25 protein-coding genes and 1 tRNA gene are annotated in these 26,420 nt (G+C 71.2%); 13 read left to right on the top strand and 13 right to left on the bottom strand.

All coding sequences use genetic code 11. The features are described 5' to 3' along the window. Positions 1-16: 16 nt before the first annotated feature. The 11 genes from GON04_RS10595 to GON04_RS10645 form a co-directional block, all read right to left on the bottom strand. On the bottom strand, positions 17-1,234 hold the full coding sequence (locus GON04_RS10595) for an FAS1-like dehydratase domain-containing protein (protein ID WP_338050931.1): 1,218 nt from the start codon (positions 1,232-1,234) through the stop codon (positions 17-19). 100 nt (positions 1,235-1,334) lie between these two features. Further along, positions 1,335-2,330, bottom strand: coding sequence for a Bug family tripartite tricarboxylate transporter substrate binding protein (locus GON04_RS10600; protein WP_157397851.1), 996 nt, complete (start codon positions 2,328-2,330; stop codon positions 1,335-1,337). Beyond that, complete coding sequence (locus GON04_RS10605; protein WP_157397852.1) at positions 2,327-3,268, bottom strand: SMP-30/gluconolactonase/LRE family protein; 942 nt, start codon at positions 3,266-3,268, stop codon at positions 2,327-2,329. Before GON04_RS10605 ends, GON04_RS10600 begins: the two co-directional genes overlap by 4 nt. After that, complete coding sequence (locus GON04_RS10610; protein WP_157397853.1) at positions 3,265-4,035, bottom strand: ABC transporter ATP-binding protein; 771 nt, start codon at positions 4,033-4,035, stop codon at positions 3,265-3,267. Before GON04_RS10610 ends, GON04_RS10605 begins: the two co-directional genes overlap by 4 nt. Beyond that, complete coding sequence (locus GON04_RS10615; RefSeq protein ID WP_157397854.1) at positions 4,028-4,810, bottom strand: ABC transporter ATP-binding protein; 783 nt, start codon at positions 4,808-4,810, stop codon at positions 4,028-4,030. The genes GON04_RS10610 and GON04_RS10615 overlap by 8 nt, the downstream gene beginning before the upstream one ends. Next, complete coding sequence (locus tag GON04_RS10620; protein WP_338050932.1) at positions 4,807-5,802, bottom strand: branched-chain amino acid ABC transporter permease; 996 nt, start codon at positions 5,800-5,802, stop codon at positions 4,807-4,809. The genes GON04_RS10615 and GON04_RS10620 overlap by 4 nt, the downstream gene beginning before the upstream one ends. Continuing rightward, positions 5,795-6,673, bottom strand: a complete 879-nt coding sequence (locus tag GON04_RS10625) for a branched-chain amino acid ABC transporter permease (RefSeq protein WP_157397855.1) — start codon at positions 6,671-6,673, stop codon at positions 5,795-5,797. The genes GON04_RS10620 and GON04_RS10625 overlap by 8 nt, the downstream gene beginning before the upstream one ends. Positions 6,674-6,678: 5 nt before the next feature. After that, the gene (locus tag GON04_RS10630) at positions 6,679-7,617 is read right to left on the bottom strand and encodes an NAD(P)-dependent oxidoreductase (protein WP_157397856.1); all 939 of its coding nucleotides are present in this window, start codon (positions 7,615-7,617) and stop codon (positions 6,679-6,681) included. A 9-nt stretch (positions 7,618-7,626) separates the two neighbouring features. Next, a complete protein-coding gene (locus GON04_RS10635; protein ID WP_157397857.1) occupies positions 7,627-8,373 on the bottom strand; it encodes an SDR family NAD(P)-dependent oxidoreductase in 747 nt (248 codons plus the stop codon). A 23-nt stretch (positions 8,374-8,396) separates the two neighbouring features. Next, a complete protein-coding gene (locus GON04_RS10640) occupies positions 8,397-9,239 on the bottom strand; it encodes an HTD2 family dehydratase (protein WP_338050933.1) in 843 nt (280 codons plus the stop codon). A 9-nt stretch (positions 9,240-9,248) separates the two neighbouring features. Further along, entirely contained in the window at positions 9,249-10,460 is a 1,212-nt protein-coding gene (locus tag GON04_RS10645; RefSeq protein WP_157397858.1) for an ABC transporter substrate-binding protein, read from the bottom strand. Between the two features lie 202 nt (positions 10,461-10,662). Here GON04_RS10645 and GON04_RS10650 point away from each other — a divergent pair, with 202 nt between their 5' ends. From GON04_RS10650 to GON04_RS10685, 8 genes are all read left to right on the top strand, one after another. Next, positions 10,663-11,883, top strand: coding sequence for a CoA transferase (locus GON04_RS10650; RefSeq protein ID WP_181653988.1), 1,221 nt, complete (start codon positions 10,663-10,665; stop codon positions 11,881-11,883). A gap of 49 nt (positions 11,884-11,932) precedes the next feature. Then, positions 11,933-13,024, top strand: a complete 1,092-nt coding sequence (locus GON04_RS10655; RefSeq protein ID WP_157397859.1) for an NUDIX hydrolase — start codon at positions 11,933-11,935, stop codon at positions 13,022-13,024. A gap of 150 nt (positions 13,025-13,174) precedes the next feature. Beyond that, positions 13,175-13,546, top strand: a complete 372-nt coding sequence (locus GON04_RS10660) for a hypothetical protein (protein ID WP_157397860.1) — start codon at positions 13,175-13,177, stop codon at positions 13,544-13,546. 101 nt (positions 13,547-13,647) lie between these two features. Continuing rightward, complete coding sequence (locus tag GON04_RS10665; protein WP_232532971.1) at positions 13,648-14,949, top strand: TolC family protein; 1,302 nt, start codon at positions 13,648-13,650, stop codon at positions 14,947-14,949. Positions 14,950-14,960: 11 nt separating this feature from the next. Beyond that, positions 14,961-16,160 (top strand): efflux RND transporter periplasmic adaptor subunit, encoded by a 1,200-nt coding sequence (locus GON04_RS10670; RefSeq protein ID WP_157398466.1) that lies wholly within the window; start codon positions 14,961-14,963, stop codon positions 16,158-16,160. Between the two features lie 10 nt (positions 16,161-16,170). Beyond that, positions 16,171-19,257: an efflux RND transporter permease subunit gene (locus GON04_RS10675; RefSeq protein ID WP_157397862.1), complete on the top strand. Its 3,087-nt coding sequence runs from the start codon at positions 16,171-16,173 to the stop codon at positions 19,255-19,257. A 14-nt stretch (positions 19,258-19,271) separates the two neighbouring features. After that, entirely contained in the window at positions 19,272-19,616 is a 345-nt protein-coding gene (locus GON04_RS10680; RefSeq protein WP_157397863.1) for a P-II family nitrogen regulator, read from the top strand. Positions 19,617-19,785: 169 nt separating this feature from the next. Beyond that, the gene (locus GON04_RS10685) at positions 19,786-20,583 is read left to right on the top strand and encodes a LuxR C-terminal-related transcriptional regulator (protein ID WP_157397864.1); all 798 of its coding nucleotides are present in this window, start codon (positions 19,786-19,788) and stop codon (positions 20,581-20,583) included. 51 nt (positions 20,584-20,634) lie between these two features. On the opposite strand, the gene GON04_RS10690 is transcribed toward GON04_RS10685, so the two are convergent. Then, positions 20,635-22,257: an arylsulfatase gene (locus tag GON04_RS10690; RefSeq protein ID WP_157397865.1), complete on the bottom strand. Its 1,623-nt coding sequence runs from the start codon at positions 22,255-22,257 to the stop codon at positions 20,635-20,637. A 215-nt stretch (positions 22,258-22,472) separates the two neighbouring features. Then, positions 22,473-22,562, bottom strand: a tRNA-Ser gene (locus tag GON04_RS10695). Between the two features lie 3 nt (positions 22,563-22,565). Here GON04_RS10695 and GON04_RS10700 point away from each other — a divergent pair. The 5 genes from GON04_RS10700 (at position 22,566) to GON04_RS10720 (ending at position 26,368) form a co-directional block, all read left to right on the top strand. Continuing rightward, positions 22,566-22,862 carry a hypothetical protein gene (locus tag GON04_RS10700; RefSeq protein WP_157397866.1) on the top strand — a complete coding sequence of 99 codons (297 nt, stop codon included), beginning with the start codon at positions 22,566-22,568 and terminating at the stop codon, positions 22,860-22,862. A gap of 237 nt (positions 22,863-23,099) precedes the next feature. Further along, positions 23,100-24,065: a VOC family protein gene (locus tag GON04_RS10705; protein WP_157397867.1), complete on the top strand. Its 966-nt coding sequence runs from the start codon at positions 23,100-23,102 to the stop codon at positions 24,063-24,065. Between the two features lie 31 nt (positions 24,066-24,096). After that, positions 24,097-24,321, top strand: a complete 225-nt coding sequence (locus tag GON04_RS10710; protein WP_157397868.1) for a recombinase-like helix-turn-helix domain-containing protein — start codon at positions 24,097-24,099, stop codon at positions 24,319-24,321. 21 nt (positions 24,322-24,342) lie between these two features. Next, a complete protein-coding gene (locus GON04_RS10715) occupies positions 24,343-25,383 on the top strand; it encodes an aromatic ring-hydroxylating oxygenase subunit alpha (RefSeq protein ID WP_198349248.1) in 1,041 nt (346 codons plus the stop codon). A 25-nt stretch (positions 25,384-25,408) separates the two neighbouring features. Continuing rightward, complete coding sequence (locus GON04_RS10720; protein ID WP_157397869.1) at positions 25,409-26,368, top strand: PDR/VanB family oxidoreductase; 960 nt, start codon at positions 25,409-25,411, stop codon at positions 26,366-26,368. The last annotated feature ends 52 nt before the right edge of the window (positions 26,369-26,420 follow it).

Below are 26,420 nucleotides of genomic sequence, written 5' to 3' on the forward strand. Positions count from 1 at the left end.
CGCGATCCGGACCGGTTCAGCGGATCACCGGCAGCTCGAGATCGACGCCCGAGCCATCGATGAACGCCGGCAGCTTGACGTCGCGCGAGGGCAGCGCCACGGTGGCGATGCCGGGCGTGGTGACCTCGCCGCGCTGGTTCTCGGCGGCGATCTCGATGTCGACCAGCGCCGTCCGGTCCTTGACGTACTTGCGCACGACCTTGCCCTTGCAGAAGGTGGTGTCGCCGACGATGTTGAAGCGGCGCATCTCGGTGCGCACCCGCTTGAGCACGCCGGCGTCGCCCATCCAGTTGGTGATGAGGGAGCACATCCAGGACGAGCGCTGGGGGCCGTAGTCGTAGGTGCCCGGCACGCCGACCTCCTTGGCCACCGACTCCCGGTGGTGCCCGATGCCGGTGTACTCCACGCCGCCGCCGGCCTCCGGGTTGCGGAAGAAGTGGCCCGGGTGCTTGACCGCGGCCTGCAGCACCACGCCGTGGGTGTGGCCCCGGCCGCAACCGACCAGGAAGCCCATCGTGTCCATCAGCGACAGCGGTCCGCGCGCGATGGTCGGCAGCTGCTCGCCGATCTCGACTTCCTCCCAGTAGCGCACGTTCGCGCCGCGGATGTGCTTGGGCTCGTCCAGCACGATCTGGTCGATCCGGTCGTGCTCCTCGTTCGAGTACTGGTACTGCTCGATCTCCTTGTACTTGCCGGTGTCCCGGGCCGCCTTGCGCTCGTGCCGGGTGCAGGTGCCCAGGCCGCGGGCCACCAGCTCGCCGCGCTGGTTGAAGTAGCTGGCCTCGACGTACTGCAGCACCAGGCGGCCGGAGAACTTGCTCTCCTTCTCCTCCACGCCGACGACGCGTTCGATGGCCGAGATGCGGTCGCCGGGGCGGACATGGCGGAACAGCTCCCAGTCGTTGCCGGCATAGAAGCCGTGCACGCCGGGCAGGCCCCAGCGCGTGCGGCCGAGCCAGCCGAAGGCCATCGGGAACATCGGGTGGCCGACGACGGAGCCGTAGCGGGCGGCGGACCCATAGCCGACGTCGCGGTAGAGCGGATTCAGGTCACCGATGCCGTTGCACCAGTTGCGCAGGGTGTCGGCCGTGGCGTCCTGCAGGTACGGGCCTTCGGGGCGCAGGTGCAGCCCGATCATGGCGCGCGCGGCGGCGACGGCTTCGTCGGTGATGCGGCCTTCGGCCGGGCGATGGCCCACTTCGGATTCGGGGGCGGCGGTCATGACGGTGCTCACTGGGGTTCTCCTGATGGGGCAATCAAACAAACTGGAATGCAGAATGCATTCATTGGTGCAAAAATGAACGCCTCGCGGCGCGGGTGGTGGTCATCACGGTTCAGTCGATGCGGATGTCGGCCGCCTTGATGGTGGCGCCCCACTTCTGGCGCTCGTCCTTGACGAAGGCATCCAGCTGGGCGGGGCCCATGAACAGGGGCTCGACGCCGATGTCCAGCAGCTTGCGGCGGATCTCGGGGACCTGCAGCGCGCGCTGGACGTGCTGCGCGAACTTCTGCGTGACCTCCGGCGGCGTTCCGCGCGGGGCGAACAGCGCGTCCCAGGCCACGACGTCGAAGCCGGGCACGCCCTGCTCGGCCACGGACCGCACACCCGGCAGCATGTCGCTGGGCTTGAGGGACGTGATGCCGACCACCTTGAGCTTGCCGCTGGCGACATGGGGCCGGGCCGCGGTGACGGTGTCGATCACCAGCGGGATCTGCCCGCCGAGCACGTCGGTCATCGACTGCGCCGACGACTTGTACTTCACGGCGAACAGCGGCGCCTGGGCCGACTTCACGAACTGGGCGAAGACGACGTTGGCCGTGGTGCTGGGCAGGCCGACGTTCAGCGTGCCGGGCCTGGCCTTGGCCTGCGCGACGAGTTCGGCGACCCCGTTGGCCGGCAGATCGGCCGCCGTGGAGCCGATCACCATCGGGAGCAGGCCAACCATCGCGACGGCGTCGAAATCCGCGGCCGCGTTGAACCCGGGATTCGGGTAGAGGAACTCGTTGGCCGCGTTGGTGGCGTTGGTGCCGAACAGGAAGGTGTAGCCGTCCGCCGGCGCCTTGGCGGCCGCAGCGGCGCCGATGTTGCCCCCCGCACCGGCCCGGTTCTCCACCACCAGCGGCTGGTTCAGCGTCCGGGACAGTTCCTGGCCGATCAGGCGCATCAGCACGTCGGCCCCCTGCCCCGCCGCGTAGGGAACGATGACGCGCACCGGCCGGTCGGGCCAAGCGGGCTGTGCCAGCGCGACCAACGGCGCTGCGAGGGCGCCGGCGGCCAGGGCGGAGCCGGCCTGGAGCAGGCGGCGGCGGGTGAGGACGGTCGTGTTCATGCGGAGGGATCCTGGTGGGCCAGTGCCAGCCCGGCGCGCGGCCACTGGGCCGCGAACAGCTGGCCGTAGCCGGACAGGGTGATGAAGGCGGTGCGCCGCCCGGGGCCGCCGAAGCAGATGTTGGTGCAGTAGCCCTCCGGCGCGGCGTGGAACTCCAGCAGATCGCCGGCCGGCGAGAAGACGTGGATGCCCCCGTTCACGAGGGTGGCCACGCAGACATTGCCGCCCTCCTCGAGGGCGAGCGAATCGAAGCGCTGGAAGCCCGGCAGGCCATGGACGAGCTGTCCGCCGTTCGGCGACGGCCAGGGCGCCAGGCCCAGGACGCCCGCTTCCAGGACCGGATACGCCCACAGGCGGCCGGTCTCGGTTTCCGACACGTAGAGGGTGGCGCCGTCCGGCGACAGTCCGACCCCGTTGGGCGTGAGGAAGGGGTGGGCGGCGCGCCGGATGAAGCTGCCGTCCGTGCGCGCGTAGTACACGGCGCCGCGCACGATGCGGTCCTCGAAGGTCTTGCCGAAGTCGCTGAACCAGAAGCCGCCCTGGCCATCGAACACGATGTCGTTGGGGCCGTGCAGCGCGACGCCGTCGCAGTGCGTGTACAGCTGCTCCACCGTGCCGGTGGCGAGGTTCACGCGCTGGATGGCGCCCCCGGCGTAGTCGGCGGCCGCACCGGTGGGCCGGGTGAAGCCGTCGTCGGTGCGCCAGCTGAAGCCGCCGTTGTTGCAGACGTAGCAGTGGCCATCGGGGCCGATCGCAGCGCCGTTGGGACCGCCGCCCAGGTGGGCGACGACGTCGACGGCGCCGGCCGGCCAGACGCGGGTGAGCGTGCCGCCGGCGATTTCCGTCACCAGCACGCTGCCATCCTGGAGGGCGACCGGCCCCTCGGGAAAGCGCAGGCCGCTGGCGACCACCTGTCCGTCCAACCGGAACTGCTTCATGCCGCTTCTCCCTGCGCCGGGACCACCGGCTCCTGGCGCGCGCCCAGGTAGGCATCGATCGCCTGCTGGCGCCCTTCGCGGCTGCGCAGCGCAACCGCGTCGAGTTCTCCGACGATGCGCCCCTGGCGCATCACCCAGGCCTTGGCGGCCAGCTTCGCCGCCGTGTGGAAGCTCTGCTCCACCAGCAGGGCCGACAGCGCCTGTTCCTTCTGGATCAGCGCGAGCCGTTCGTAGACGCGCGCGACCAGCAGCGGCGCGAGACCCAGCGAAGGCTCGTCCAGCAGCAGCAGGCGCGGGCCCGACATCAGTCCGCGGCCGATGGCCAGCATCTGCTGCTCGCCGCCGCTGAGCAGGCCGGCCGGCGAGCGCAGCCGGTTGGCGATCTCCGGGAAGAACTCCAGCACCATGTCGCGGCGCCGGGCCCGCGTGGCCGCGTCGACGAAGTAGGACCCCAGGGTGAGGTTCTCAGCGACGCTGAGATCGGACACGATCGCCCGGCCCTCGGGCACGTAGACCAGGCCGCAGCGGAAGCGCTGCGCGGCCGACAGGCGCGACACGTCGCGGCCGTCGAAGAGCACCCGGCCGGCCGCCGGCTCCAGGCCGGCGATGGCGCGCAGCGTGCTGGACTTGCCGGCGCCATTGGCGCCCAGCAGCGCCGCGACGGTGCCGGACTGCACCGACAGCGCCACGCCGTGCACCACGGGACCGGCGCCATAGCGCACGGTGAGGCCGTCGACCTGCAGCAGGCTGGAAGCGGCGTCAGACATCCTCGTCTCCCAGGTAGACCCGCACGACCTCGGGGTTGGCGCGCACCTGCGCCGGGCTGCCGGAAGCCAGCAGGCGGCCGACGTTGAGCACGTGGATGGTGTCGCAGACGGCCATGATCAGATCCATGTCGTGTTCGACGACCACCAGCACCAGCTGCGGCGACCGCAGCTTCTGCAGCGCCAGCGCCAGGTCGTGCGTCTCCACCGAATTCAGGCCGGCGGCCGGTTCGTCGAGCAGCAGCACGCGGGGCGACCCGGCGATGGCGCGCGCGATCTCGGCCAGGCGCAGGGTGCCGGGCGGCAGTTGCGCCGGCGACTCGTCGGCCACGTGGGCGATGCCGAGCCTGGCCAGGGCCGCCAGCGCCTGTTCGCGGTTGCGCACCCGTTCGGCACGCCCGCCCGCCAGCGGCAGGAAGGCATCCAGCCAGCCCGATGTCGACTGCCGGTCGAGCCCGATCATGACGTTCTCGACCACGCTCAGTTCCGGGCACAGCGCCACGTGCTGGAAGCTGCGCGAGAAGCCCAGCGCGGCGCGCCCGGTCGGCGGCAGGGCGTCGATGCGCCGGCCGGCGAACCGGATCCCGCCCTGCCGGGGCGCATAGAGGCCGGTGAGGCAGTTGAAGAAGCTGGTCTTGCCGGCCCCGTTGGGGCCGATCAGGCCGGTGATCTCGCCCGCCCGCAGCTCCAGCGCGAGGTCGTGCAGGACCTGGTTGCCGCCGAACGACAGCGACAGGTTCTCCACCACCAGCGTGGGGGCGTCGAGGACGGCGCTCATGTGCGGCCTCCCTCGAGGCGGGCCCGGACGTGGGGCGGCAGGGCATTGACGCCCAGCACCACCGCCAGCAGCGCGGCGCCGTAGAGGATGGGCACCCAGTTGCCGGCCCCCGCCAGCAGCAGCGGCATCAGGGTGAGGAACAGGCCGCCGACCAGGCTGCCCACCAGGGACAGCGAATAGAGGCTCACCACCGAGCCGACCAGCAGGAAGATCGACGTCCAGAGGGTGAAGCTGTTGGGAGAGACGGTCGAGGAACTGAAGGACAGCAGCGCCCCGGCGATGGCGGCGATGGCGCCGCTCAGGGCCATGCACCACAGGCGGGCCCAGCTGCGGCGGATGCCGAACGATTCCGCTGCATGGGCGGAGGTGCGGATCAGCAGCAGCGCCATGGCCTGGCGCGAGCGGCGGAAGTTCTTCAGCAGCAGGACCACGGCCGCCAGGCCCAGCAGCGGCAGGTAGTAGCGCTGGAGCGACTTGGCGGCACCGGGCACCGCATCGAGCTTGACGTACAGGCCTTCGTAGCCGCCCGACAGCGTGGAGAAGTGCAGCAGCACCTCCGGCAGCGAGAGCGCCAGCGCCATCGTCGCGACGGCCAGGTAGATGCCGGACAGGTGGCGCGAGGGGAACGCGAACGCCGCGCCGAGCAGGGCGCCCGCGACGGCCGCCAGCGGCAGCGCGGCGAGCACCGACAAGCCCAGGTACTTCTCCATCAGGGCGACCGTGTAGGCCCCGGCGGCGACGAAGACGCCGTGGCCGATCGACACCTCGCCGCCGTAGCGGACCAGGAAGCTCACCGAGAGGATGGCGATGGCGTTGGCAAAGCACAGGCCCAGCGTGAACGTCCAGTAGCCACCGGCCAGCAGCGGCAGGACCAGCAGCACGCCCAGGCCGAGCGCCGGCAGGACGGCCGACAGCGGCCGGCGCGCCCCGGCGGCGGCAGGCTGCGCGGCCACCGGTTGCGCGGCGGCGGTGGTCAGCGGCAGGCTAGACACGGGCACCTCCGCGCACGGCCAGGACGCCCTTGGGGAACAGGTTCAGGACGAGCAGGATGATGGCCAGCTGGTAGGTGTTGTTGAACTCCGCGGCGACGTAGAACGACAGCAGGTTCATCAGCACGCCGATGAAGATGCCGCCCAGCACCGCGCCGGGCAGGCTGCTGAAGCCGCCGACGACGGCGGCTGCGAACGCCTGCAACATGAAGGACGCGACGCTGGTCGACGACAGGAAGGTGGTTGGCACGATCAGCAGGGAAGCGACCAGGCCGAGCACGCCCGCCACCACCCACGAGAACAGGTGCACGTTGCGCAGGTTCAGCCCGCAGACCCGGCTGGCGAACGGGTTGGCCGACACGGCGCGGAAGGCGATGCCGACACGGGTGCGCTCGATCAGCAGGTAGAGCAGGCCGATGGCCGTGGCCGTCACCAGCAGCACCGCCACGTCGTACGAGGTCACGCGGATGGGCCCGAGCTGCGCCTTCCACGCCGGCAGCGGCAGGTCCATCGACACCACGTTGGAGCCGAACACCAGCTGCGTGACGCCCTGGGCGACCAGGCCGATGCCGAGGGTCGCGATGGTGCTGGTGAGGTCCGACTTGAACACCAGCGGCGCGATCAGCAGGTAGCTGGCCGCCATCACCACGACCATGATGGCGAGCGTGAGCACCACGGCAACGCCCCACGCCATGTTGCCCAGGATGCCGGCCGTGAAGCCGAAGACGATGAACGCGGCCAGACCGGCGAGGTTGCCGTGGGCGAAGTTCACGACGTTCGAGCTCTTGTAGATCAGCACGATGCCGATGGCGCCCATGGCGTACAGGCAGCCGCTGATGACGCCCGACCAGGCCAGGCCGATGAGGTCGCCCATGTGGCTCAGCCCTCGCCCGCCGGCGCCGGCGCCGGCGCCGGCGCCGGTCCGATGCTGCGGTCGACCATCTCGATCACCGCCGGGAAGTAGCGCCCGCTGAACCCGTTGCCCGCGGTCGCTTCGTAGTAGCGCCGGGCCAGGTCGGCCACGTGGGCCGCGACGCCGGTCTGGGCCGCCAGTTCGAGCACGTAGCCCAGGTCCTTCAGCACGTACTCGGGCGGAAACGACTTGTCCGGGAACTCGCGCGGCAGCATGGCCTTGCGCCCGTGGTTACGCAGCACGAAGCTGTCGCCCGACCCTTTCGCCACCGCATCGAGCAGCATGGCCGGCGCGACGCCGGCGCGCTGGCCCAGCACCATCATCTCGGCCAGGGCCATGGTGTTCTCGAACACCAGCGCGTTGTTGATCAACTTGACGACCTGCCCGCACCCGACCTCGCCGCAGCGCGTCACGTCCGACCCGATGTAGCGCAGGAGCGGCTCGATCTTGTCGAACAGCGCCTGCTCCGCCCCGACCATGATGCTGAGATCGCCGCGCTGCGCGGCTTCCCGTGTGCGGGCCACCGGCGCATCGGCGAAGGCGACGTTGCGGGCGCGCAGGCGCTCGGCGACGTCGCGCGCGGCCGCGACCGCGGTGGTGCTCAGGTCGACGACGATCCAGGGCTTGCGCTCGCCGCTGGTCAGCCCCTCGGCGCCGAGACACACGCGCTCGACCTGCGGGGCGCCCGGCAGCGACAGGAAGACGATGTCCGCCCGCGCGGCGATCTCGGCCACCGACCCGGCGCGCAGGGCCTTGGTGCCGTGCAGGGCGGCGTCGAACGCGGCAGGACTGGCGTCATAGGCGATGACGTCCTCGCCGTGCTTGAGGGCCATGTTGCGGCACATCGGGCCGCCCATCACGCCCAGGCCGATGAAGCCGATGGAAGGTCCGGTCTGGAATCGCATGGCCGTGCCTCAGTCCATCCACATGCCGCCGCTGATGTCCAGCGACGTGCCCGTGATCCAGTTGGACGCGGGCGAGCACAGGAACAGCGCCGCCTGCGCGATGTCGACCGCGTTGCCGTAACGGCCGAGGGGGACGGTGGCGTTGGCCGCCGGCGCGCCCGTGCTGCCGGTCACGTTGGCCCACATCGCCGTCTCGACCGGGCCGGGCGCGAGGGTGTTGGCGTACACCCCGTGCGGCGCCCCGGCCTTGGCGATCCAGCGCATCAGGCCATGCACCGCCGCCTTCGACGCGACGTAGGCCGGCCCGGAGGCGACACCACCGTTCTTGGCGGCGATGGAGCCCGCCGCCAGGATCTTGCCGAAGCCCCGCTGGCACATCAGGGGAAACAGCTTGCGGGTCGGGTTGACCACGCCGTTGACGTTGACCGACAGGATGTCGTCCCACTCCTGGTCGGTGCTGTCGCCCAGCGGGGTGCGGGCGATGATGCCGGCGCACAGCACCAGGATGTCGACCTTGCCGTGTTCGGCGATGACGGCGTCGACCACCTTGTCGGTGGCGGCACGCGAGGTGACGTCGTACTGGCGGTACTGGATGCCGGGGCCCACGTCCTCGTGCTCGGCGCGGTCGGTGGCGACCACGCGGGCGCCCGCTGCCTTGAACGCCGCGGCGATCGCGCGGCCCATGCCGCCGGCTCCGCCCGTGATCAGTGCGACCTGGCCCTCCAGGCTCGGGGGGCCGCTCAGATGCTGTGCCATGTGTCTGTACTCCTTGAATTCGATCAGCGGAAGGTCGCGGTGGCCGACATGGCCAGCTCGCCGTCCGGTCCCCGCGCCCACAGCGCGAGCGTTCCATCGCCGGCGTCGCGTCCCTCGAGCCGGAACGGACGGCCCGCGATCAGCGGGTTGACGCCGCGGAAGTCGAAGCGCGCGAGCGGACGGCCGCCGCCCTGCTCCAGCGCCAGCTGCTGCAGCAGCGTGGCCGTCAGCGGACCGTGCACGACCAGCCCCGGGTAGCCCTCCTCGTCACGGGCATAGGCCTGGTCGTAGTGGATGCGGTGACCGTTGAAGGTCAACGCCGAGTAGCGAAAGAGCAGCGTGGTGTCGGGCACGACGTCGCGGCCCCACTGCGCCTGGCCGTCGAAGCGCTCCGGCCTGGCCGCGGGCGCGGCCGACGGCGGCGTGGCTTCCCGGTAGACGATGTCCTGCTCCTCGACGATGCAGGTCCTGCCCTGGCTGGAGGTCGTGTGTTCCACGGTCACGAACCACAGCGACCCGCGCTTGCCGACCTTGTTCTCCACCTTGGCGATGCGGCTGGCACGCGTGGCCTGCCCTTCGACGAGGAGGTCACCGGTGTAGCTCAGCCGGCTGCCGGCCCACATGCGGCGTGGCAGTTCGATCGGCGGCAGGAAGCCGCCGCGCTTCGGGTGTCCGTCAGTGCCCAGGCCACTGCGGGCCACCGTGGGATTGAAGAACAGCCACTGCCAGCCGGGGGGCAGCGCCGTGCCCGCCTGCGGGGCGGCCGGCCAGTCCAGCGTGGCGGCCATGGCCTGGACGACCCTGGCGTCGATGCGCTCGGTGGTCGATTCCTGGCGGCCCACCCAGTCGGCGTAGTTCACGGTCACGCGGGCACCTCAGGAGAGCTTGGCGTCGAACACTTCGGCCGGGTAGGGCTTGAAGTCGCGCACCAGCTTGAAGCTGCCGTCCGCCGCCGCCTGGACCATGCCTTCCTGGCGGGCGCCGCGATGGTCGCCGGCCTTGAAGCTCACGTTGCGCGCACCTCCGACGCTCTGGTTGGTCATCGTCTCCATCACGTCGACGAGGTTGGCCCGCGTGAGCGGCTTGCCGCTGGCCAGCAGCATCTGGAAGCCCTTGACGAACAGGGCACCGTTGCTCCACCCGTTCAGGCCGAACACGCCGATGGGGTCGCTCGGGTAGTTCTTGGCGACGTGGTCGCGGTAGGCCTTGACGTTGGGATCATCGGCCGTGACCGGCAGCAGCCAGGACGAGAAGTACACGCCGTCGAGCAGCGGGCCGGCCAGCTTGCGGGTGGTGGGATCGGCGGTGAAGAACGGCGCCATCCACTTGGCGTCGTAGCCGATGCGTTCGGCCGCTTTCAGGGCGGCGGCCAGGTTGGCGTTGGAGCCGAACAGGATGACCACGTCGGCCTTCGCGTTCGCCAGCCGGCGCACGTGCGGGGTGAAGTCGGTGTTGCGCACCTCGAACGGGATCGACTCCACCGGCTCCTTCTTGCTCGTCGCGCAGTGGAGGTCGAAGCCGCGCTTGGCCGACCGCCCCAGCTCGTCGTTCTCCCACAGCAGCGCCACGCGGGCTGCCTTCAGGTCGGTCCAGGCGTAGTCGAGGTTGGAGGCTGCCGACCAGCCGTAGTCGGGCAGGAGCGGAAAGGCCAGCCGCTCGGCGAACAGCGCCGTGGCGCCGCCGATGGGACCGATCACCGGGAGGCCGACCTCCTTCGCATAGGGCAGCACGGCCACCGACTGCGCGGTGCCGACCGGGGCGGCCAGCGCGAAGACCTTGTTCTCCTCGACCAGGCGGCGCGTGACGGCCACGCTGCGCGCCGGCTCATAGCCGTCGTCGTAGGTCACGTAGTTGATCTTCCAGCCGTTGAGCTGGTTGGTCTCGTTGGCCCACTTGAAGCACGACTCGGCCGCGTGGGTGAGGATCGTGTAGAAGGGCACCGGACCCGTGATCGGCGTGAACGCGCCCACGGTCACGGTCTTGGCCGCCACATCGATGCCGGGCGACGCCTGCTGGGCGCCGGCCAGGCCCGGGACGGCTGCCGCGGCGGCGGCCGCAGTGCTGGAGAGGAAGGTCCTTCTAAGCATGGTCGAGTCTCCTTGGGGGAATGGCGGCCGGTTGCTGCGCCGTTCGGAAGAATGCATTCTATATGGTGTTCGGCACGCCGCCGATTCCGGGTTTACCCGCGTTCATCCCTTGAAATTGCGCTCCAAAGGCGCTCAGAACGAGAGATCACGCAACTCGGCAGATCGCCTCATTGTGTAGAATGCATTCTTTTGAGGACTGATCGTGGACACTCCTTCCCTCGCCGGCCTGCGCGTCATCGAACTGGGCACGATGCTGGCGGCGCCGTTCGCCGCCCACATCCTGTCGCAGCTGGGCGCGGAGGTGATCAAGGTCGAACCGCCACGGGGCGACCCGACCCGCGCCCTGGTCCGCGGCGGCCCCAGCGGAACCTTCATCGCCTACAGCCACGGCAAGAAGAGCGTGTGCCTCGACCTGGCCACGGCGGACGGCCACGCGGCCTTCCGCAAACTGTTGGCCGGCGCCGATGCGCTGGTGCACAACCTGGCGCCCAAGGCGGCGCGCAAGCTCCAGCTCACCCAGCAGGACTGCCAGGCCATCAACCCGCGGCTGATCTACTGCCACATCCGCGGCTACGCAGCCGGTCCCCAGGAAGACGACCTCGCCTCCAATCCCGTCGCGGAAGCGGCGACCGGGGTGATGGAGGGCAACGTGATCAACGGCCGGCCGAGCCGGCTGGGCCCTTCGTACCATGACCAGTTCGCGGGCGCCTATGCCGTGATCGGCATCCTGTCGTCGCTGCTGCAGGCCAGGCAGGGTCGCCAGCCGGCGCCGGTCGAGGTCGGCCTGTACGAGACCGGGCTGCACGTCGCCTCCCGCGACCTGGTGGGCGTCCAGCTGAAGACGCAGCTGCTGGGGCGGGCCGAGCGCGAGCCGCACGGCGAGTTCAGCATGCCGGGCTACGGCGCCTACCGCACCGCCGACGGCCGCTGGATGTACCTGCTGATGCTCACCGACGCCCACTGGGCGAAGTTCTGCCGGGCCCTGGCCCTGCCGCAGGCCGACGACGAGTCGCTGGCCCTGCTGAAGAACCGCAAGAAGGCCCGTGACGCGGTCGAGGCCGTCGTGAAGAGCGCCATCGGCGCGCTCACCTTCGAGCAGGCCGCGGCCCGGCTGCAGGCGGCCGGCGTGGGTTTCACCGAGGTGCTGCCGCTGGAGCGCGTGCTGGATGCCCCGCAGGCCCGCCACCCGGGCAAGCTGCGCGACGTGGGCTACCGCGGCTTCGGCTTCCAGGTGCCCGAGTTCCCCCGCCTAGGCGCGGTCGGTGACGTGGCGACAGTGCCCCCGGCGGAGCTGGGTGAACACACGCTGGAGGTCCTGCGCGCGGCCGGCCTCGACGCGGCGGAGTGCGACCGGCTCGTGACCTCCGGCGCGGCGGGCATCGCCACGCCCCAGTCGTTCGCCTGGGCGCCGGTGCGTGGCTAGCAGGCCGGCCTGGAGTCGAGTGCCGCCGCTGCGCCACAATCGAGGCGTGATGGAAGTGCGCGAACCCCGGCCAGCCGCGACAGTCGTCGTCGTCCGTGATGCCCAGTTGCCCCGTGCCGGCATCGAGGTGCTGTTGCTGCGGCGCGCCGAGAGCACCGACCAGAACGGCGGCGCCTGGGTCTTCCCGGGCGGGCTGCTGGATCCGGGCGACCGCGAGCCGGCACCGCATGCGTCGGCGCTGACCGACGGCGACGCCAGCGCCCGCCTGCGCCTCGAGCAGGGTGGACTGGCCTACTACCTGGCGGCGATCCGCGAGTGCTTCGAGGAAGCCGGCATCCTGTTCGCCGTCAACGCCGCCGGCCAGGACGCGTCGCTGGAGGCCGAGTCCGGATGGCCGGCCGCCAGCTGGCGCCATGACCTGAAGCAGGGCAAGACCAGCCTGTCCGACCTGTGCCGCCAGTTCTCGCTGCGGCTGGTGCCCGAGCGCCTGCACTACATCGCCCACTGGGTCACGCCCCTGGGCCGGCCCAAGCGCTTCGACACCCGCTTCTTCGTCACCCGCGCGCCGGGCGACCAGGCGGCCGCCCACGACACCATCGAGACGGTCGACCATGTCTGGATCACCCCGGCGGAGGCGCTGTTGCCGTCGAACCAGCGCCGCCTGATGGTTCCCACCCGCGCCGTGCTCGAGACCATCGGGCAGTTCGGCGACTGCGCCGCGCTCGAGCGCTGGGCCGGCGCGGTGCGCGAGGTTCCCGTCACGCAACCCCGGCTGGCGCTGGCCGCCACCGGGCTGGAGTCGATCCGCCCCGACCATCCCGCCTACGAGGAGGTCGGCAAGCTCGACCCGCAGGGGCGCTGCGACGCCTGGTGCGAACTGCGGCCGGACACCCCGGTGCGCATCAGCGAGCAGGTCGAGCGGAGCGTGGGCGCCGACGGGCGCAATGTGTACCGCCTCGGCAGCGATGCGTCCGGCTGGGAAGAACTGCCGCCCGCGGCCATCCGTTGGGTGGCCGACGACCGGGTCCTGATCGCGGCCGATGCCGCCGCCGTGCCGCCCGAGCTGCGCGGCCAGGCCGGCTGGCTCGCCCCGTCGCACGGTTTCCTGCAGCGGCTCGACCAGCCGCCGGGCGGACGCTGACGTCCGCGCCCCGGCGCGCCTCCCGCTGCCGCAGCGCCGCCGCCGAGCTGCTGACGACACCCTGACGGCGCCGCCGCGGACGTGAACCGGGGCACCCCGATCCGACTCCCATCCGTATCATCGCGGCGCTTGCCGCCGTGCCTCCGACCCGTGTCCGCCACCCTCGCCCCTCCTCCTGACCACGCCGCCACCGGTGGCGCGGTCGGCTGGCTGCTCGCGCTGGTGGCAGCCTGCGTCTGCGCCCTCGTGCTCGCCTTCGCGCCGCCGGCGCAGGAGCTGCAGGCGCAGGACATCGACCTCGACACCATGGTCCTGGTGGCCGCCGACGACGCCGGCGATGACGACGTCCGCAGCCTGTCCGTCGAGCCGCCCTGCGACGCCGACGCCAGCGACCACAAGGCCCTGCCGGGGCTGACGCTCCCTTCCATCTTGGCCTCGCACACCCTGGCGCCCACCGCCATCGCCGGCCGGCCGCAGCGCAGCGAGCCGCCGCCGCAGCGGCCCCCGCGCGCGCTCGCCTGAGCGCCGCCGCGGCACGGCCGCGGCACCCCGTCCCTGTCCGATCCCTTGCCGACCGCGGGCCCGTGCCCGCGGCATCGACCATGCCCGTCCACTTTCCACGATTGACCCTCGTCGTGGCTGCCTGCGCCTTGTCGGCCGCGGTGGCCGCGCGGGCGGAGGCCCCGGCCGCCGCCCCCCCACCCCCGCCCGATCCGGGCGCGACCCAGGAGACCGTCCTGGGCATCGCCGACCTGGTGCAGGCCGCCCTGCGCTACAACCCCGCGCTGCGCGCCGCCCTGCGCAGCCGCGAGGCCGCCGCCGGCGCCGTCGACGCAGCCGCCGCCTACGCCAACCCGCGCCTGGAGGCGCTCAGCGGCAGCAACCGCGCGCGCCTGCCCGGCGTCACCGGCGGCGCCGTCACCGGCTGGGGCGTCTCGCAGCTGATCGAGAACCCGGCCGTGCGCGAGGCCCGCATCGCCGGGGCCCGCCACGGCCAGACCGGCACCGACTGGCAGGCCGGCATCACCGCCAACGAGCTGGTCGCGCAGGTGCGGCTGAAGGCCTTCGAGTACCTGCTGCGCCGCGAGGAGGCGGCCGCGGCGGCCGACGCCGCCGCCCTGCTCGAGGAGATCCGCAGCCGCGTGCAGGTGCGGGTGGACAGCGGCGAGGCGCCGCGCTACGAGGCGATCAAGGCCGCCGCCGAGGTGGCGAACGCGCGCCAGCAGCAGGCCGCGGCGCGCTTGCGGGTCGAGCAGGCCGGGCTGGCGCTGGAGCGGCTGGCGGCCGGCCGGCTGCCGCCGCGCTGGCGGCTGGCGGCGACGCTGGGCGACGCCGCCGACCTGCCGCCGCTGGCCACCCTGCAGCGCGAGGCGCTGGAGCACAACCCCGAGCTGCAGTTCCTGCGCAGCGAGGTGCGGCGGCGCGAGGCCCGGCTCGACGAATCGCGTGCCAGCCGCCTGCCCGGGGTGGAGCTGCGCTACGGCCAGGTGCGCGATCCCGAGGTGCGCCAGGCCGTGCTGACCGCCACGGTGCAGGTGCCGCTGTTCGACCGCCGCAGCGGCCCCATCGCCGAGGCGGGCGCCGAACTGGAGCGCTCGCGCACGCTGCTGGACGGCCGGCAGGTCGAACTGGACCGGCAACTGCAGTCGGCCGCACAGGCGCTGGAAGTCGCGCGGCTGCGGGCCGACGCCCTGGCCACCGGCGCCCTGCCCGGCGCCGAGGCCGCCCTGCGGGTGGCCCAGGCCGCCTACCGCTTCGGCGAGCGCGGCATCCTGGACGTGCTGGATGCGCAGCGCCTGCTGCGCAGCATCCGCGCCGACCTGATCGACGCCCGCTTCCAGGTGCAGGCCGCCGCCATCGAACTCGAACAGCTGGCCGGCCGCTACGCCGTGCCCGAGTCCACCCTCTCCCGCCCCATCCCGTGAGCGAGCCCACCATGCACTTTCCCACCCGTTTCCCGTCGGCGTTCCGCCCCACCGTGCTGCTGGCCCTCGCCACCCTGCTGCTGGCGGGCTGCGGCCGGCCCGCTTCGGATGCGAGCGCCGCCGCAACCACCGCCCCCGCGGCCCAGGCGCCCGCCGGCAAGGCGTCCGACCCGCTGGTGGTCGACATCCCGCCGGCGATGGCCCCGAACTTCAAGGTCGAGACCGCGGCCAGCCGCGAGATCGCGGTGGTGCAGGAGGTGGTCGGTCGCATCGACGCCAACGAGAAGCGCGTCGCCCGCATCGGCGCCGCCATGACCGGCCGCATCACCGAGGTGCTGGCCGAGGTGGGCGACACCGTGCGCGCCGGCCAGACGCTGGCGCGCATCGCCAGCCCCGAGCTCACCGCCGCGCAACTGGCGTTCCTGCGCGCCACCTCGGCGGCGCAGCTGGCCGAGCGCGCCGTCGACCGCGCCCGCCAGCTGATCCAGGCCGACGTGATCGGTTCGGCCGAGGTGCAGCGGCGCGAGGCCGAACTCGCGATCGCACGGGCCGAGTCGCGCGCCGCCGCCGACCAGCTGCGCCTGATGGGCGTGCCGGCCGACGCCATCGCCCACCTGGGCGAGCGCGGCGCCCTGGCCGAGGCGGCCGGCGTCACCGCCACCCTGGCCGGGGTGGTGACCGAGCGCACCGTGAGCAAGGGCCAGGTGTCGCAGCCCGGCGACCCGCTGTTCACCGTCGCCGACCTGTCCACCGCCTGGGTGGTCGGGGCGCTGCCCGAGCGCACCGCGCGCGCCGTGGCCCTCGGCCAGCAGGTCGAGGTGGCGGTGCCGGCGCTGGGCGAGCGCAAGCTCGCCGGCAAGGTGGTGTTCATCAGCGACACCGTCTCGCCCGACACCCGCACCGTGACCATCCGCACCGAGGTGGACAACCGGGACCGGGCGCTCAAGCCGCAGATGCTGGCCACGCTGCGCATCGCCGGCCCGGCGACGCGCCAGCTCACGGTGCCGGCCGGCGCCGTGGTGCGCGAGAACGACCGCGACCATGTCTTCCTGCGCACCGAGGGCCAGCGCTACCGGCTCACGCCGGTGGAGCTGGGGCCGGCCGTCGATGGCCAGCGCCCGGTGCTCCAGGGCCTGCAGGCCGGCGCGGCGGTGGTGGTCGAGGGGGCGTTCCACATGAACAACGAGCGCAAGCGCGCCGAGCTCGAATAGGACCGGCCCGATGCTGCAATCCCTGATCCGCGCCGCGCTCTCGCAGCGGCTGCTGGTGGTCGTGCTGGCGCTGCTGCTGTGCGCGTTCGGCGTGCGCGAGGCGACCCGGCTGTCGGTCGACGCCTTCCCCGACGTGACCAACGTGCAGGTGCAGGTGGCCACCGAGTTCGCGGGCCGCTCGCCCGAGGAGATCGAGCGCTTCGTCACCGTGCCGGTGGAGATCGCGATGACCGGCCTGCCCGGGCTGGTGGAGATGCGCTCGCTCAACAAGAGCGGCCTGTCCATCCTCACCCTGGTCTTCACCGACAAGACCGACGTCTACTTCGCCCGCCAGCTGGTGACCGAGCGGCTGATCGAGGTGGGCGCCCGACTGCCGGCCGGCGTGACGCCGGTGCTCGGGCCGGTGAGCACCGGCCTGGGCGAGGTCTACCAGTACACGCTGGACCACCCGGACGACGGCAAGCGCGCGCTCACGCCGGCGGAGCTGGCCGAGCGGCGCATCGTGCAGGACTGGGTGGTGCGGCCGCTGCTGCGCTCCATCCCCGGCGTGGCCGAGATCAACTCCCAGGGCGGCTACGTGCGCCAATACCAGGTGCTGGCCGATCCGCAGCGGCTGCGCTACCACGGCATCGCGCTGGAGCAGCTGGTCGACGCGGTGGCGCGCAACAACGCCAACGCCGGCGGCGGCATCCTGCCGCAGGCCAGCGAGCAGTTCCTGATCCGCGGGGTGGGCCTGATCCGCGACCTCGACGACATCGCGACCATCGTGGTCAAGGAATCCGGCGGCGTGCCGGTGTACCTGCGCGACGTGGCCGAGGTGCAGCTGGGCAGCGAGGTGCGCCAGGGCGCCATCGTCAAGGGCGGCTACACCGAGTCGGTCTCGGGCATCGTGCTGATGGCGCGCGCCGGCAACGCCAAGGAGATCGTCACCCGGGTGAAGGCGCGGGTGGACCAGATCAACGCCCAGGGCCTGCTGCCCGGCGGGCTGCAGATCGTGCCCTACTACGACCGCACCGAGCTGGTGGACGCTGCACTCTGGACCGTGGGCAAGGTGCTGGTGGAAGGCATCGCGCTGGTGGTGCTGGTGCTGTTCGTGTTCCTGGGCGACGTGCGCTCCAGCCTGATCGTGGTGGCCACGCTGCTGATCGCGCCGCTGGTCACCTTCATCGTCATGAACCGCTACGGCATCTCGGCCAACCTGATGTCGCTGGGCGGGCTGGCGATCGCCATCGGCCTGATGGTCGACGCCACCGTGGTGGTGGTGGAGAACGTGCACCAGCGCCTGGGCCAGGCCGATCCCGGCGGCTCGCGGGTGCGCACCATCCTGGCGGCCACCAGCGAGGTGGCCACCCCCACCATCTTCGGCATCGCCATCATCATCCTGGTGTTCCTGCCGCTCATGACGCTGCAGGGCATCGAGGGCAAGCTGTTCGCGCCGCTGGCGCTGACCATCGCCATCGCGCTGGCGGTCTCGCTGGTGGTGTCGCTGCTGCTGTCGCCGGTGCTGTGCTCGTTCCTGATGAAGGGCGGCGCCGACCACGACACGCCGGTGCTGGCCTTCCTCAAGCGCCGCTACGTCGGGCTGCTGGACGCGGCGCTGGCCCGGCGCGCCCGCACGCTGGGCCTGGCGGTGCTGCTGCTGCTGGTCTCGGTGGCGCTGGTGCCGTTCCTGGGCAAGTCGTTCATGCCGACCATGAAGGAAGGTGCGCTGACGCCGCAGATCAACCGCGTGCCCAGCATCTCGCTGGACGAGTCGCTGCGCATCGAGACCGCCGCGATGAAGAGCATCGCCGAGGTGCCGGGCGTGCGCATGGTGGTGTCCAAGCTGGGCCGCGGCGAGTCGCCGGCCGACCCGGCCGGGCCCAACGAGTCCGACCCCATCGTGCTGCTGGACCCGGACAGCGACCGCACCCAGGACGAGATCGACGAGGACATTCGCCGGCGGCTGTCGACCATTCCCGGCGTGCAGATCGTGCTGTCGCAGCCGATCGCCGAGCGCGTCGACGAGATGGTGACCGGTGTGCGCTCGCAGCTGGCGGTGAAGGTGTTCGGCGACGACCTGGAGGGCCTGCGCCGGGTCTCGGAAGACGTGGCCCGCCTGCTGCGCGCCGTGCCCGGCTCGCGCGACATCCGCATCGAGCGGCTGTCGGGCCAGCAGTCGCTCACCATCGACATCGACCGCAAGGCGATCGCCCGGCACGGCCTCAACGTGGCCGACGTGCACGCGCTGATCGAGACCGCCATCGGCGGCAAGGAGGTGTCGACGGTCTACGAGGGCGAGCGCCGCTTCGGCATCGCGGTGCGCTTCCCGGAGAGCGCGCGCAACTCGGTGGAGGCGATCGGCGCCATCACGCTGCGCGCGCCCGACGGCGCCCTGGTGCCGCTGGCCTCGGTGGCACGCATCGCGCTGCTGGACGGCCCCGCGCAGATCAGCCGCGAGGGCGGCAAGCGCCGGGTGGTGGTGGGCGCCAACGTGGAGGGACGCGACCTGGGCGGCTTCGTCGCCGAGGTGCAGGAGCGGCTGGCGCGCGAGGTGAAGCTGCCCGAGGGCTACTCGTTCGTGTTCGGCGGCCAGTTCGAGAACATGGAGCGCGCCATGGGGACGCTGGCCGTGATCGTGCCGCTGACCATCGCCGCCATCTTCTTCCTGCTGTTCATGCTGTTCCGCTCGCTCAAGCTGGCGTCGCTGATCATCCTGGTGCTGCCGTTCGCCTCCGTCGGCGGCCTGGTCGGCCTGTTCGTGACGCGCGAGTACCTCAGCGTGCCGGCCTCGGTGGGCTTCATCGCGCTGTGGGGCATCGCCGTGCTCAACGGCGTGGTGCTGGTCAGCTGCATCCGCCGGCTGCGCGAGGACGGGCTGGCGGTGGCCGAGGCGGTGCGCGAGGGCTGCATCCTGCGCTTCCGGCCCGTGATGATGACCGCCACCGTTGCGCTGCTGGGCCTGGTGCCCTTCCTGTTCGCCAGCGGTCCCGGCTCCGAGGTGCAGAAGCCGCTGGCCGTGGTGGTGATCGGCGGCCTGATCACCTCGACCCTGCTGACCCTGGTGGTGCTGCCCGCGCTGTACCGCTGGTTCGACGACCGTCCGCAAGAAGCCTGAAGGAGACCCGGACCATGAAGGAAATCCGCGCCATCGTGCGCCCGCACCGCCTCGACCGCCTGCGCGAGGCGCTGCGCGCCATCCCCAACTTCCCCGGCGTGACGGTGTTCAGGGCCGAGGGCTTCACCGCGCCGGCCGCGATCGGCCATCGCACCGTGCGCCAGGAGCTGACCGACTTCTCGTCCAAGCTGATGGTCAGCGTGCTGGCCGACGACGCCATGGTCGAACCCATCCGGGCGGCCATCATCGCCAGCTGTGCCACCGGCCAGATCGGCGACGGCATCGTGTGGACGGTTGCCATCGACGACATCCACCGCATCCGCGACGGCAGCGTGATCGACGGCGCGCCCCCGGGCTAGGAGGCCGGCGACAGGCCGACCGGCGGCGCCGCAGGCCGAACGGCCGCGGCGTGAAAACAACTGAGCAGCAGTGAAATCGGCCACGGGCTTGATCCGGATCAGGCCGCCGCCGGATAGCGCGTTGCGCGTCGTGCCGCGTCCCTGTGTCATGGAGGCCAGGAGGTGCGACATGTCCTTGGAACGCAGCGACAGCCATCCGGCCACGCGGGATGCCAGGTCGGCGAGCGAATGGCGGTCCCGTGGCGACGAGGGCCGGCCTCAGCAGTTCGCGACCGCGCCCCACGTCTGGCCGGCGACCATGCGGGGCCAGCCCGGCGCGCCGGTGCGCGTGACCCTGGTCGACGCCGATCCGCATGCCCGCGGCGTCATCGCCCGCGAGCTGATGGACGATGCGCGCACCCTGGTGGCCGGGCAGGCCGGTTCGCTGCGCGACGGTCGCCGGCTGCTCCGGGAGGGCCCGTTCGACGTCCTGATGGTGGATGTCAGCCTGGGCGAGGGCGCCGGCTTCGAGCTGGTCTCGCAGGCCCGCAAGCTCGACCCGCAGGTCGAGGTGATCGCCCTGTCCCGCGCCTTGAGCGAGGAGGATGCCGCCAGGGCCTTCGACCTGGGCGCGGCCGGCTACCTGTGGAAGCAGTGCTGGTTCATGAGCTACGTGGAGCCGGTGCTGCAGGTGGCCAATGGCGGCGCCGCGATCACGCCCGCCTTGTCGCGCCGGTTGCTGCTCAAGGCGCGCCGGCAACCCGACGTGCCCGCGCCGCCCGTGGCCAGCGTCTGCGGGACGCTCTCGGCCCGCGAGCACGAGGTGCTGCGAATGATCGCCAGCGGCCTGACGAGCAGCCAGATCGCCGAACACCTTGCCATCGGCTGCACGACGGTCAACTCGCACATCAAGAACCTGTACCTCAAGCTGCACGTGCGGTCGCGCGCGCAGGCGGTCAGCTGCGCGAACAGCCGTGGGCTGCTGTAGTGCCGACTCGCGCGGCGCTCGCGTGGGGGATCGCGCAGGGCAGGACTCCCCTCACTTCCCTGCGCCGCTCTGCAGGCTCTCCATCACCTGGTCCAGGTTCATGCTGCCGGTGCGCTGGCTGGGCGGATAGTCCTTGAACGACTGGATGAACTGGCCGGCGATCGCCTGCGCCGGCACCAGCGTCCACAGCTTGTCGGCCTGGAAGCGACGGTAGGAGTCCGATTCGAACGGGGTGCGCTCGAACGGGTCCTGCCGCAGGTTCACCACCAGGGGAACATTGGCACTCTTGCGGCTGCCGGAAAAGAGATGGCCTTCGATCCAGGAGAAGGTGATCTTCCAGTCGTCGTAGCGGATGGCATTGAGGTTGGCGTTGTCGTCGAAGAAGAAGAACTCCCGGCGCGGCGCCTTCGCTTCACCCTTGAAGAAGGGCATGAAGTCGTAGCCGTCCAGATGGGTCTTGTAGGTCCTGTCGCCCGCGCGCATGCCCCCCAGCAGCTTCTTCTTGACGTCGGCATCGCCGGCGGCGGCCATGAACGTGGGCAGCCAGTCCTCGTGGGACATCACGGCTTTGACGACGCTGGCGGGCTTGACCACGCCAGGCCAGCGCACGACAGCGGGGGCGCGGAAGCCCCCTTCCCAGGTCGTCCCCTTCTCACCTTTGAACGGCATCATGCCGCCGTCCGGCCAGGTGAAGATCTCCGCCCCGTTGTCGCTGCTGAAGACGACGATGGTGTTGTCGGCGATCCCGAGCTGGTCCAGCTTGTCGAGCAACTGGCCGACCACGTGGTCGAGCTCCTGCATGCCGTCGGCGTACAAGCCATAGCCGCTCTTGTTCTCCCACTTTGGAGACAGGCGAGTCCAGACATGCATCCGGGTCGAGTTGTGCCACAGGAAGAACGGCTTGCCGGCCTTGACCGATCGGTCCATGAAGTCGACCGAACGGGCCAGGAGGTCGTCCTCCACCGTTTCCATCCGCTTCCTGGTCAGCGGGCCGGTGTCCTTGCAGGCCTGCTTGCCCGGCGCCCCGAAGCGCGGGTCGTCGCCGGGTTGGGCCGTCGGCGTGGCCCTGCAATCGAGCACGCCGCGCGGGCCGAAGCGTGCATGGAACTCGGGGTTCTTGGGATAGTCCGGGTCCTCGGGCTCCTCCTCCGAATTCAGGTGATAGAGGTTGCCGTAGAACTCGTCGAAGCCATGGAGGGTCGGCAGGTATTCATTGCGGTCGCCCAGGTGGTTCTTGCCGATCTGGGCCGTCGCATAGCCCATGGGCTTGAGCAGGTCGGCGATCGTCGGATCCTTGTCCTGCAGACCCTGCCTGGCGCCGGGCAGGCCCACCTTCAGCAGGCCGGTTCGCAGGGGCGACTGGCCGGTGATGAACGCAGCGCGACCAGCGGTGCAGGAATTCTGCGAGTAGTAATCGGTGAAGATGGCCCCGTCCCTGGCCAGCCGGTCGATGTTGGGGGTCGACCCGCCCATCATCCCGCGGTGGTAGGCGCTGATGTTCCAGAGCCCGACGTCATCGCCGAAGATGACGACGATGTTGGGCTTCTTGCCCTGCGTGTTCTGCGCCAGTGCGGCCGGCGCGCACAGTGCCGCCAGGCCGATGCAGGTCGCGGTGAAGGCCGTCGAGGCGGCACGCACGATCGCATTCCTGGCTCTGTTTTTCCAGCGCGCCATGGAGTTCTCCAGTTTGTGGGCGCTCGATCATGGCGGTGCTGATCAAGAGGGCGGAAGTGGACCAAGGGACAGGTGGACGAAGGTCTTACGGCCCTGCGCATCGGCGCGCGGTGGTGTCCAAGGTTGGACAGAGGCAGCGACAGCCCTGTCAGCCCGACAATGACCGATCTCCCGGGAAGGCCACGACCCCAAAGGCCGCGCCCGTCCTCGATCCCTGGCGGAGGCTGTGAGATTCGAACTCACGGGCGCCTCACAGCGCCGACGGTTTTCAAGACCGTTGGGTTAAACCACTCCCCCAAGCCTCCGGGGTGACCGCGATTCTAGGTGCGTGGTGGTGCGGGCTTGCCTCTCACTCCAGCACGTCATCGCCGGCTCCGTCCTGGCGGTGCCCTGGCAGCGCCATCCGCCCGCGTGACGCCATCGCCCGGGCCGTACCGGCCACGGGCTGGTGGTCACGCCTGTGGGCCGGACGGGCCCGCGACGTCATCCGGGTCGAGATCCAGCGCGGTGGCGCCACGGTGCGCATCGAGTGGCCGCTGCAGGCGGCGCCGGACTGCTCGGCGTGGCTGCAGCAGGCCCTGCGGGACCTGCAGCCGGCGTCCTGAGCGCGCACCGTCGGCACGCGCCCGGTCGGTCCGCCGCCCGGGCGCCGCCGCTTGTGTAGCCCGACCGTGGGACCGACCTTATGGTTCGCTCGGGATTCGCGCAGCACCTTGGCTTTTGGAAAACAGGGTCCTAGAATGGGCCACGTTTCACGATAGAAACTGTGTTTCATACCTGAAACGGCACGCGGACCACCCCGGTGTCCCTCCGGGGCCCGCCACACGCAAGGAACAGTGCCCATGAGCGTTCTCGGGATCGATGAAGTGACCTTCGGCGCCGCCGACCTGGCCACCTGCCGCAATTTCTTCCAGGATTGGGGCCTGGCGCTGCGCTCCGAAGCGGCCGACGAGCTGGTCTTCGAGTCGCTCAACGGCTGCCGCGTGGTCGTGGCCCATTCCGGCAAGCCCGGCCTGCCGGCCGGCCTGGAGCCCGACCCCACGCTGCGCGAGGTGGTCTGGGGCGTGGCGGACGAGGCCGCCCTGGCCGGCTACCGCCAGCGCCTGGCGTCGCAGCCCGGCTTCGTCGACAGCGGGTCCCGCATCGGCTGCACCGACCCCTCCGGGCTGGCCGTGCGGCTGCAGGTCACGCGCAAGCGCCCCCTGGACCTGGACTGCGCGGCCACCAACACCTGGAGCGCCCGCCAGCGCCTGGACAAGCCCAGCCCGCAATACGAGCGCGCCACGCCCATCGAGGTGGGCCACGTGGTGCTGTTCGTCACCGACCTGCAGGCGGCCACCGAGTTCTACGAGCGCCAGCTCGGCTTCGTGATGTCCGACCGCTACCCCGAGCGCGGCAGCTTCCTGCGCTGCACGCCCGAGGGCGGCCACCACGACCTGTTCCTGCTGCAGCCGCCGCAGCCGCGCAAGGGCCTGAACCACGTGGCCTTCGCGGTGCGCGACGTGCACGAGGTGTTCGGCGGCGGCATGCACATGTCGCGCTGCGGCTGGGACACCGAACTGGGCCCCGGCCGGCACCCGATCTCCTCGGCCATCTTCTGGTACTTCACCAGCCCCGCCGGCGGCCTGGTGGAGTACTACACCGACGAGGACGAACTCACCGCGGCCTGGCAGCCGCGCGACTTCACGCCCGGCCCGACGGTGTTCGCCGAATGGGCCATCAAGGGCGGCATCGACGGCAACACCCGCCGCCAGGTGAACGCCGAGGCGCCCAGCGGGCGTTTCATGACCGACCGCCCCAAGTCCTGACCCCACGACCCGCCCCGCACTGGAGACCGGCATGCGCACCCCCGATCTGTACAACGAGACCCACCAGACCCGCACCACGCCGCCGACGGCCTACGAGAACCTGCTGGGCGACGCGATCGAGCGCGCCTTCAGCCAGGGCATCCACGACCTCGAGGGCCTGGTCGCCTACCTCAACCGTTCGGGCCCGTCGGGCCCCAATGGCGAGCCCTGGAGCCCGGCCGTCTACGAAGCCGAGATGGCCCGCCTGGGCGCCTGACGCCGCACACCGGAGAACCCCATGCAGACCACCAACGTGATGTTCCAGCAGGATCCCGCCGACCACGTCCTCGAGGTCGGCCTCAAGGACCTGTGGTACCCCGTGTGCCCGTCCAGCTTCGTGAAGGACGCGCCCATCTCGCTGCGCCGCCTGGGCTACAAGATCGTGCTCTGGCGCGACCCCGGCACCGGCCGCGTCAACGCGCTGGAGGACCACTGCCCGCACCGCGGCGCCCCGCTGTCACTGGGCATGGTGCTGGGCGACCGCCTGGCCTGCCCCTACCACGGCGTCGAGGTGCGCCAGGACGGCGTCGTGACCCGCGTGCCCGGCAGCCCCGGCTGCAAGCTCGAAGGCTCCAAGGCCGCGCGCCGCTTCCACGTGCAGGAAGGCGCCGGCGCGGTGTTCGTCTACAACGCCACCGACCCGCACCTGGAGGCCGCGCCGCCGCTGCGCCTGCCCGAGCAGCTGACCTCGCCCGAGTGGTCGTCCTTCCTCTGCTACACCGAGTGGGGCTGCGACTACCGCTACGTGGTCGACAACGTCATCGACCCGATGCACGGCGCCTTCCTGCACAAGCAGTCGCACTCGATGGCCGAGGGCGACATCAGCGCCGAGTTCCAGCTGCGCGACACGCCCACCGGCTTCGTGTTCGAGAAGAAGGGCCAGCGCGACGTCAACTTCGACTGGACCGAGTGGATGGACACCGGCATCCACGTGATGCGGCTGGAAATCCCGTACCCCAAGACCGGCGGCCCGGGGGGCAACTTCTCCATCATCGGCAGCTACACGCCGATCACCAACCGCACCTCGGGCGTCTTCCACTGGCGCTGCCGCCGCGTCACCGGCTGGCAGCGCGACACCTGGCGATTCCTGTACCGCAACCGGCTGGAGCAGCGCCACTGGGACGTGCTGGAGCAGGACCGGGTGGCGATCGAGAACATGGAGCCCGACGCCAACAGGCGCGAGCACCTATACCAGCACGACATGGGCATCGTGCGCCTGCGCCGCCACCTGAAGAACCTGGCCAAGCAGCAGGTCGAGAAGGCCGGCGCGCCCGCCTGAGGCCGCACCCGACGACGGACAGACCATGGCCGAGACCCTCGACGCGCGCGTGCGCACCCTGCGGCTGGAAGCCGACGACATCGTCAGCGTCGAACTGCTGCCGCTGCCTGGACAGCACCTCCCGCCCTTCGACGCCGGCGCCCATGTCGACGTGCACCTGCCCAGCGGCCTGGTGCGCAGCTACTCGCTGCTGAACGACCCGGGCGAGCCCGACCGCTACCTGCTGGGCATCCTGAAGGACCGCGGCAGCCGCGGCGGCTCGCGCTGGGTGCACGAGCAGCTGCGCGTGGGCCAGGTGCTGCGCATCGGGGCGCCGCGCAACAACTTCAGCCTGCACGAGGACGCGGCCCACACGGTGCTGGTGGCCGGCGGCATCGGCGTGACGCCCATCCTGGCGATGGCGCGGCGCCTGCAGCGGCTGGGCCGCTCGTTCGAGGTGATCTTCCTGGCGCGCTCGCGCACGCAGGCGGCCTTCGTCGACGAGCTGGCCGCCCTGTGCAGCACCGTGCACTGGCACTTCGATGTCGAGAAGGGCGGCCCGCCGGACCTGCGCGCGCTGCTGGCGGCGCGCCCGGCCGGTGTCGACACCCACTACTACGCCTGCGGGCCGGCGCCGATGCTGGACGCCTTCGAGAAGAGCTGTGCCGAACTGGGCTACGCCAACGCCCACATCGAGCGCTTCGCCGCGCTGGAGGTCGAGGCCGCGAGCGACGCCAGGACGACCTTCCAGCTCGAACTGCGCCGCTCGGGCAAGACCATCCAGGTCATGCCCGACAACACGCTGCTGCACGCCATCCGCGCCTGCGGCGTGGAGCCCACCACCAGCTGCGAGGAAGGCATCTGCGGCTCCTGCGAGACGACGGTGCTCGAGGGCCTGCCCGACCACCGCGACAGCGTGCTCACCGAAGCCGAGCGCGCGCGCAACAAGACCATGATGGTCTGCGTGGGCGGCTGCCGCAGCGAGCGCCTCGTGCTGGACCTCTGAGCCCGGTTCTTGCTCTCGTCATCTCCTTCTTGTCCACCGTTTCCAGGAATCT

Origin of the sequence: Ramlibacter pinisoli (assembly GCF_009758015.1) — a bacterium.
GTDB lineage: Bacteria > Pseudomonadota > Gammaproteobacteria > Burkholderiales > Burkholderiaceae_C > Ramlibacter > Ramlibacter pinisoli.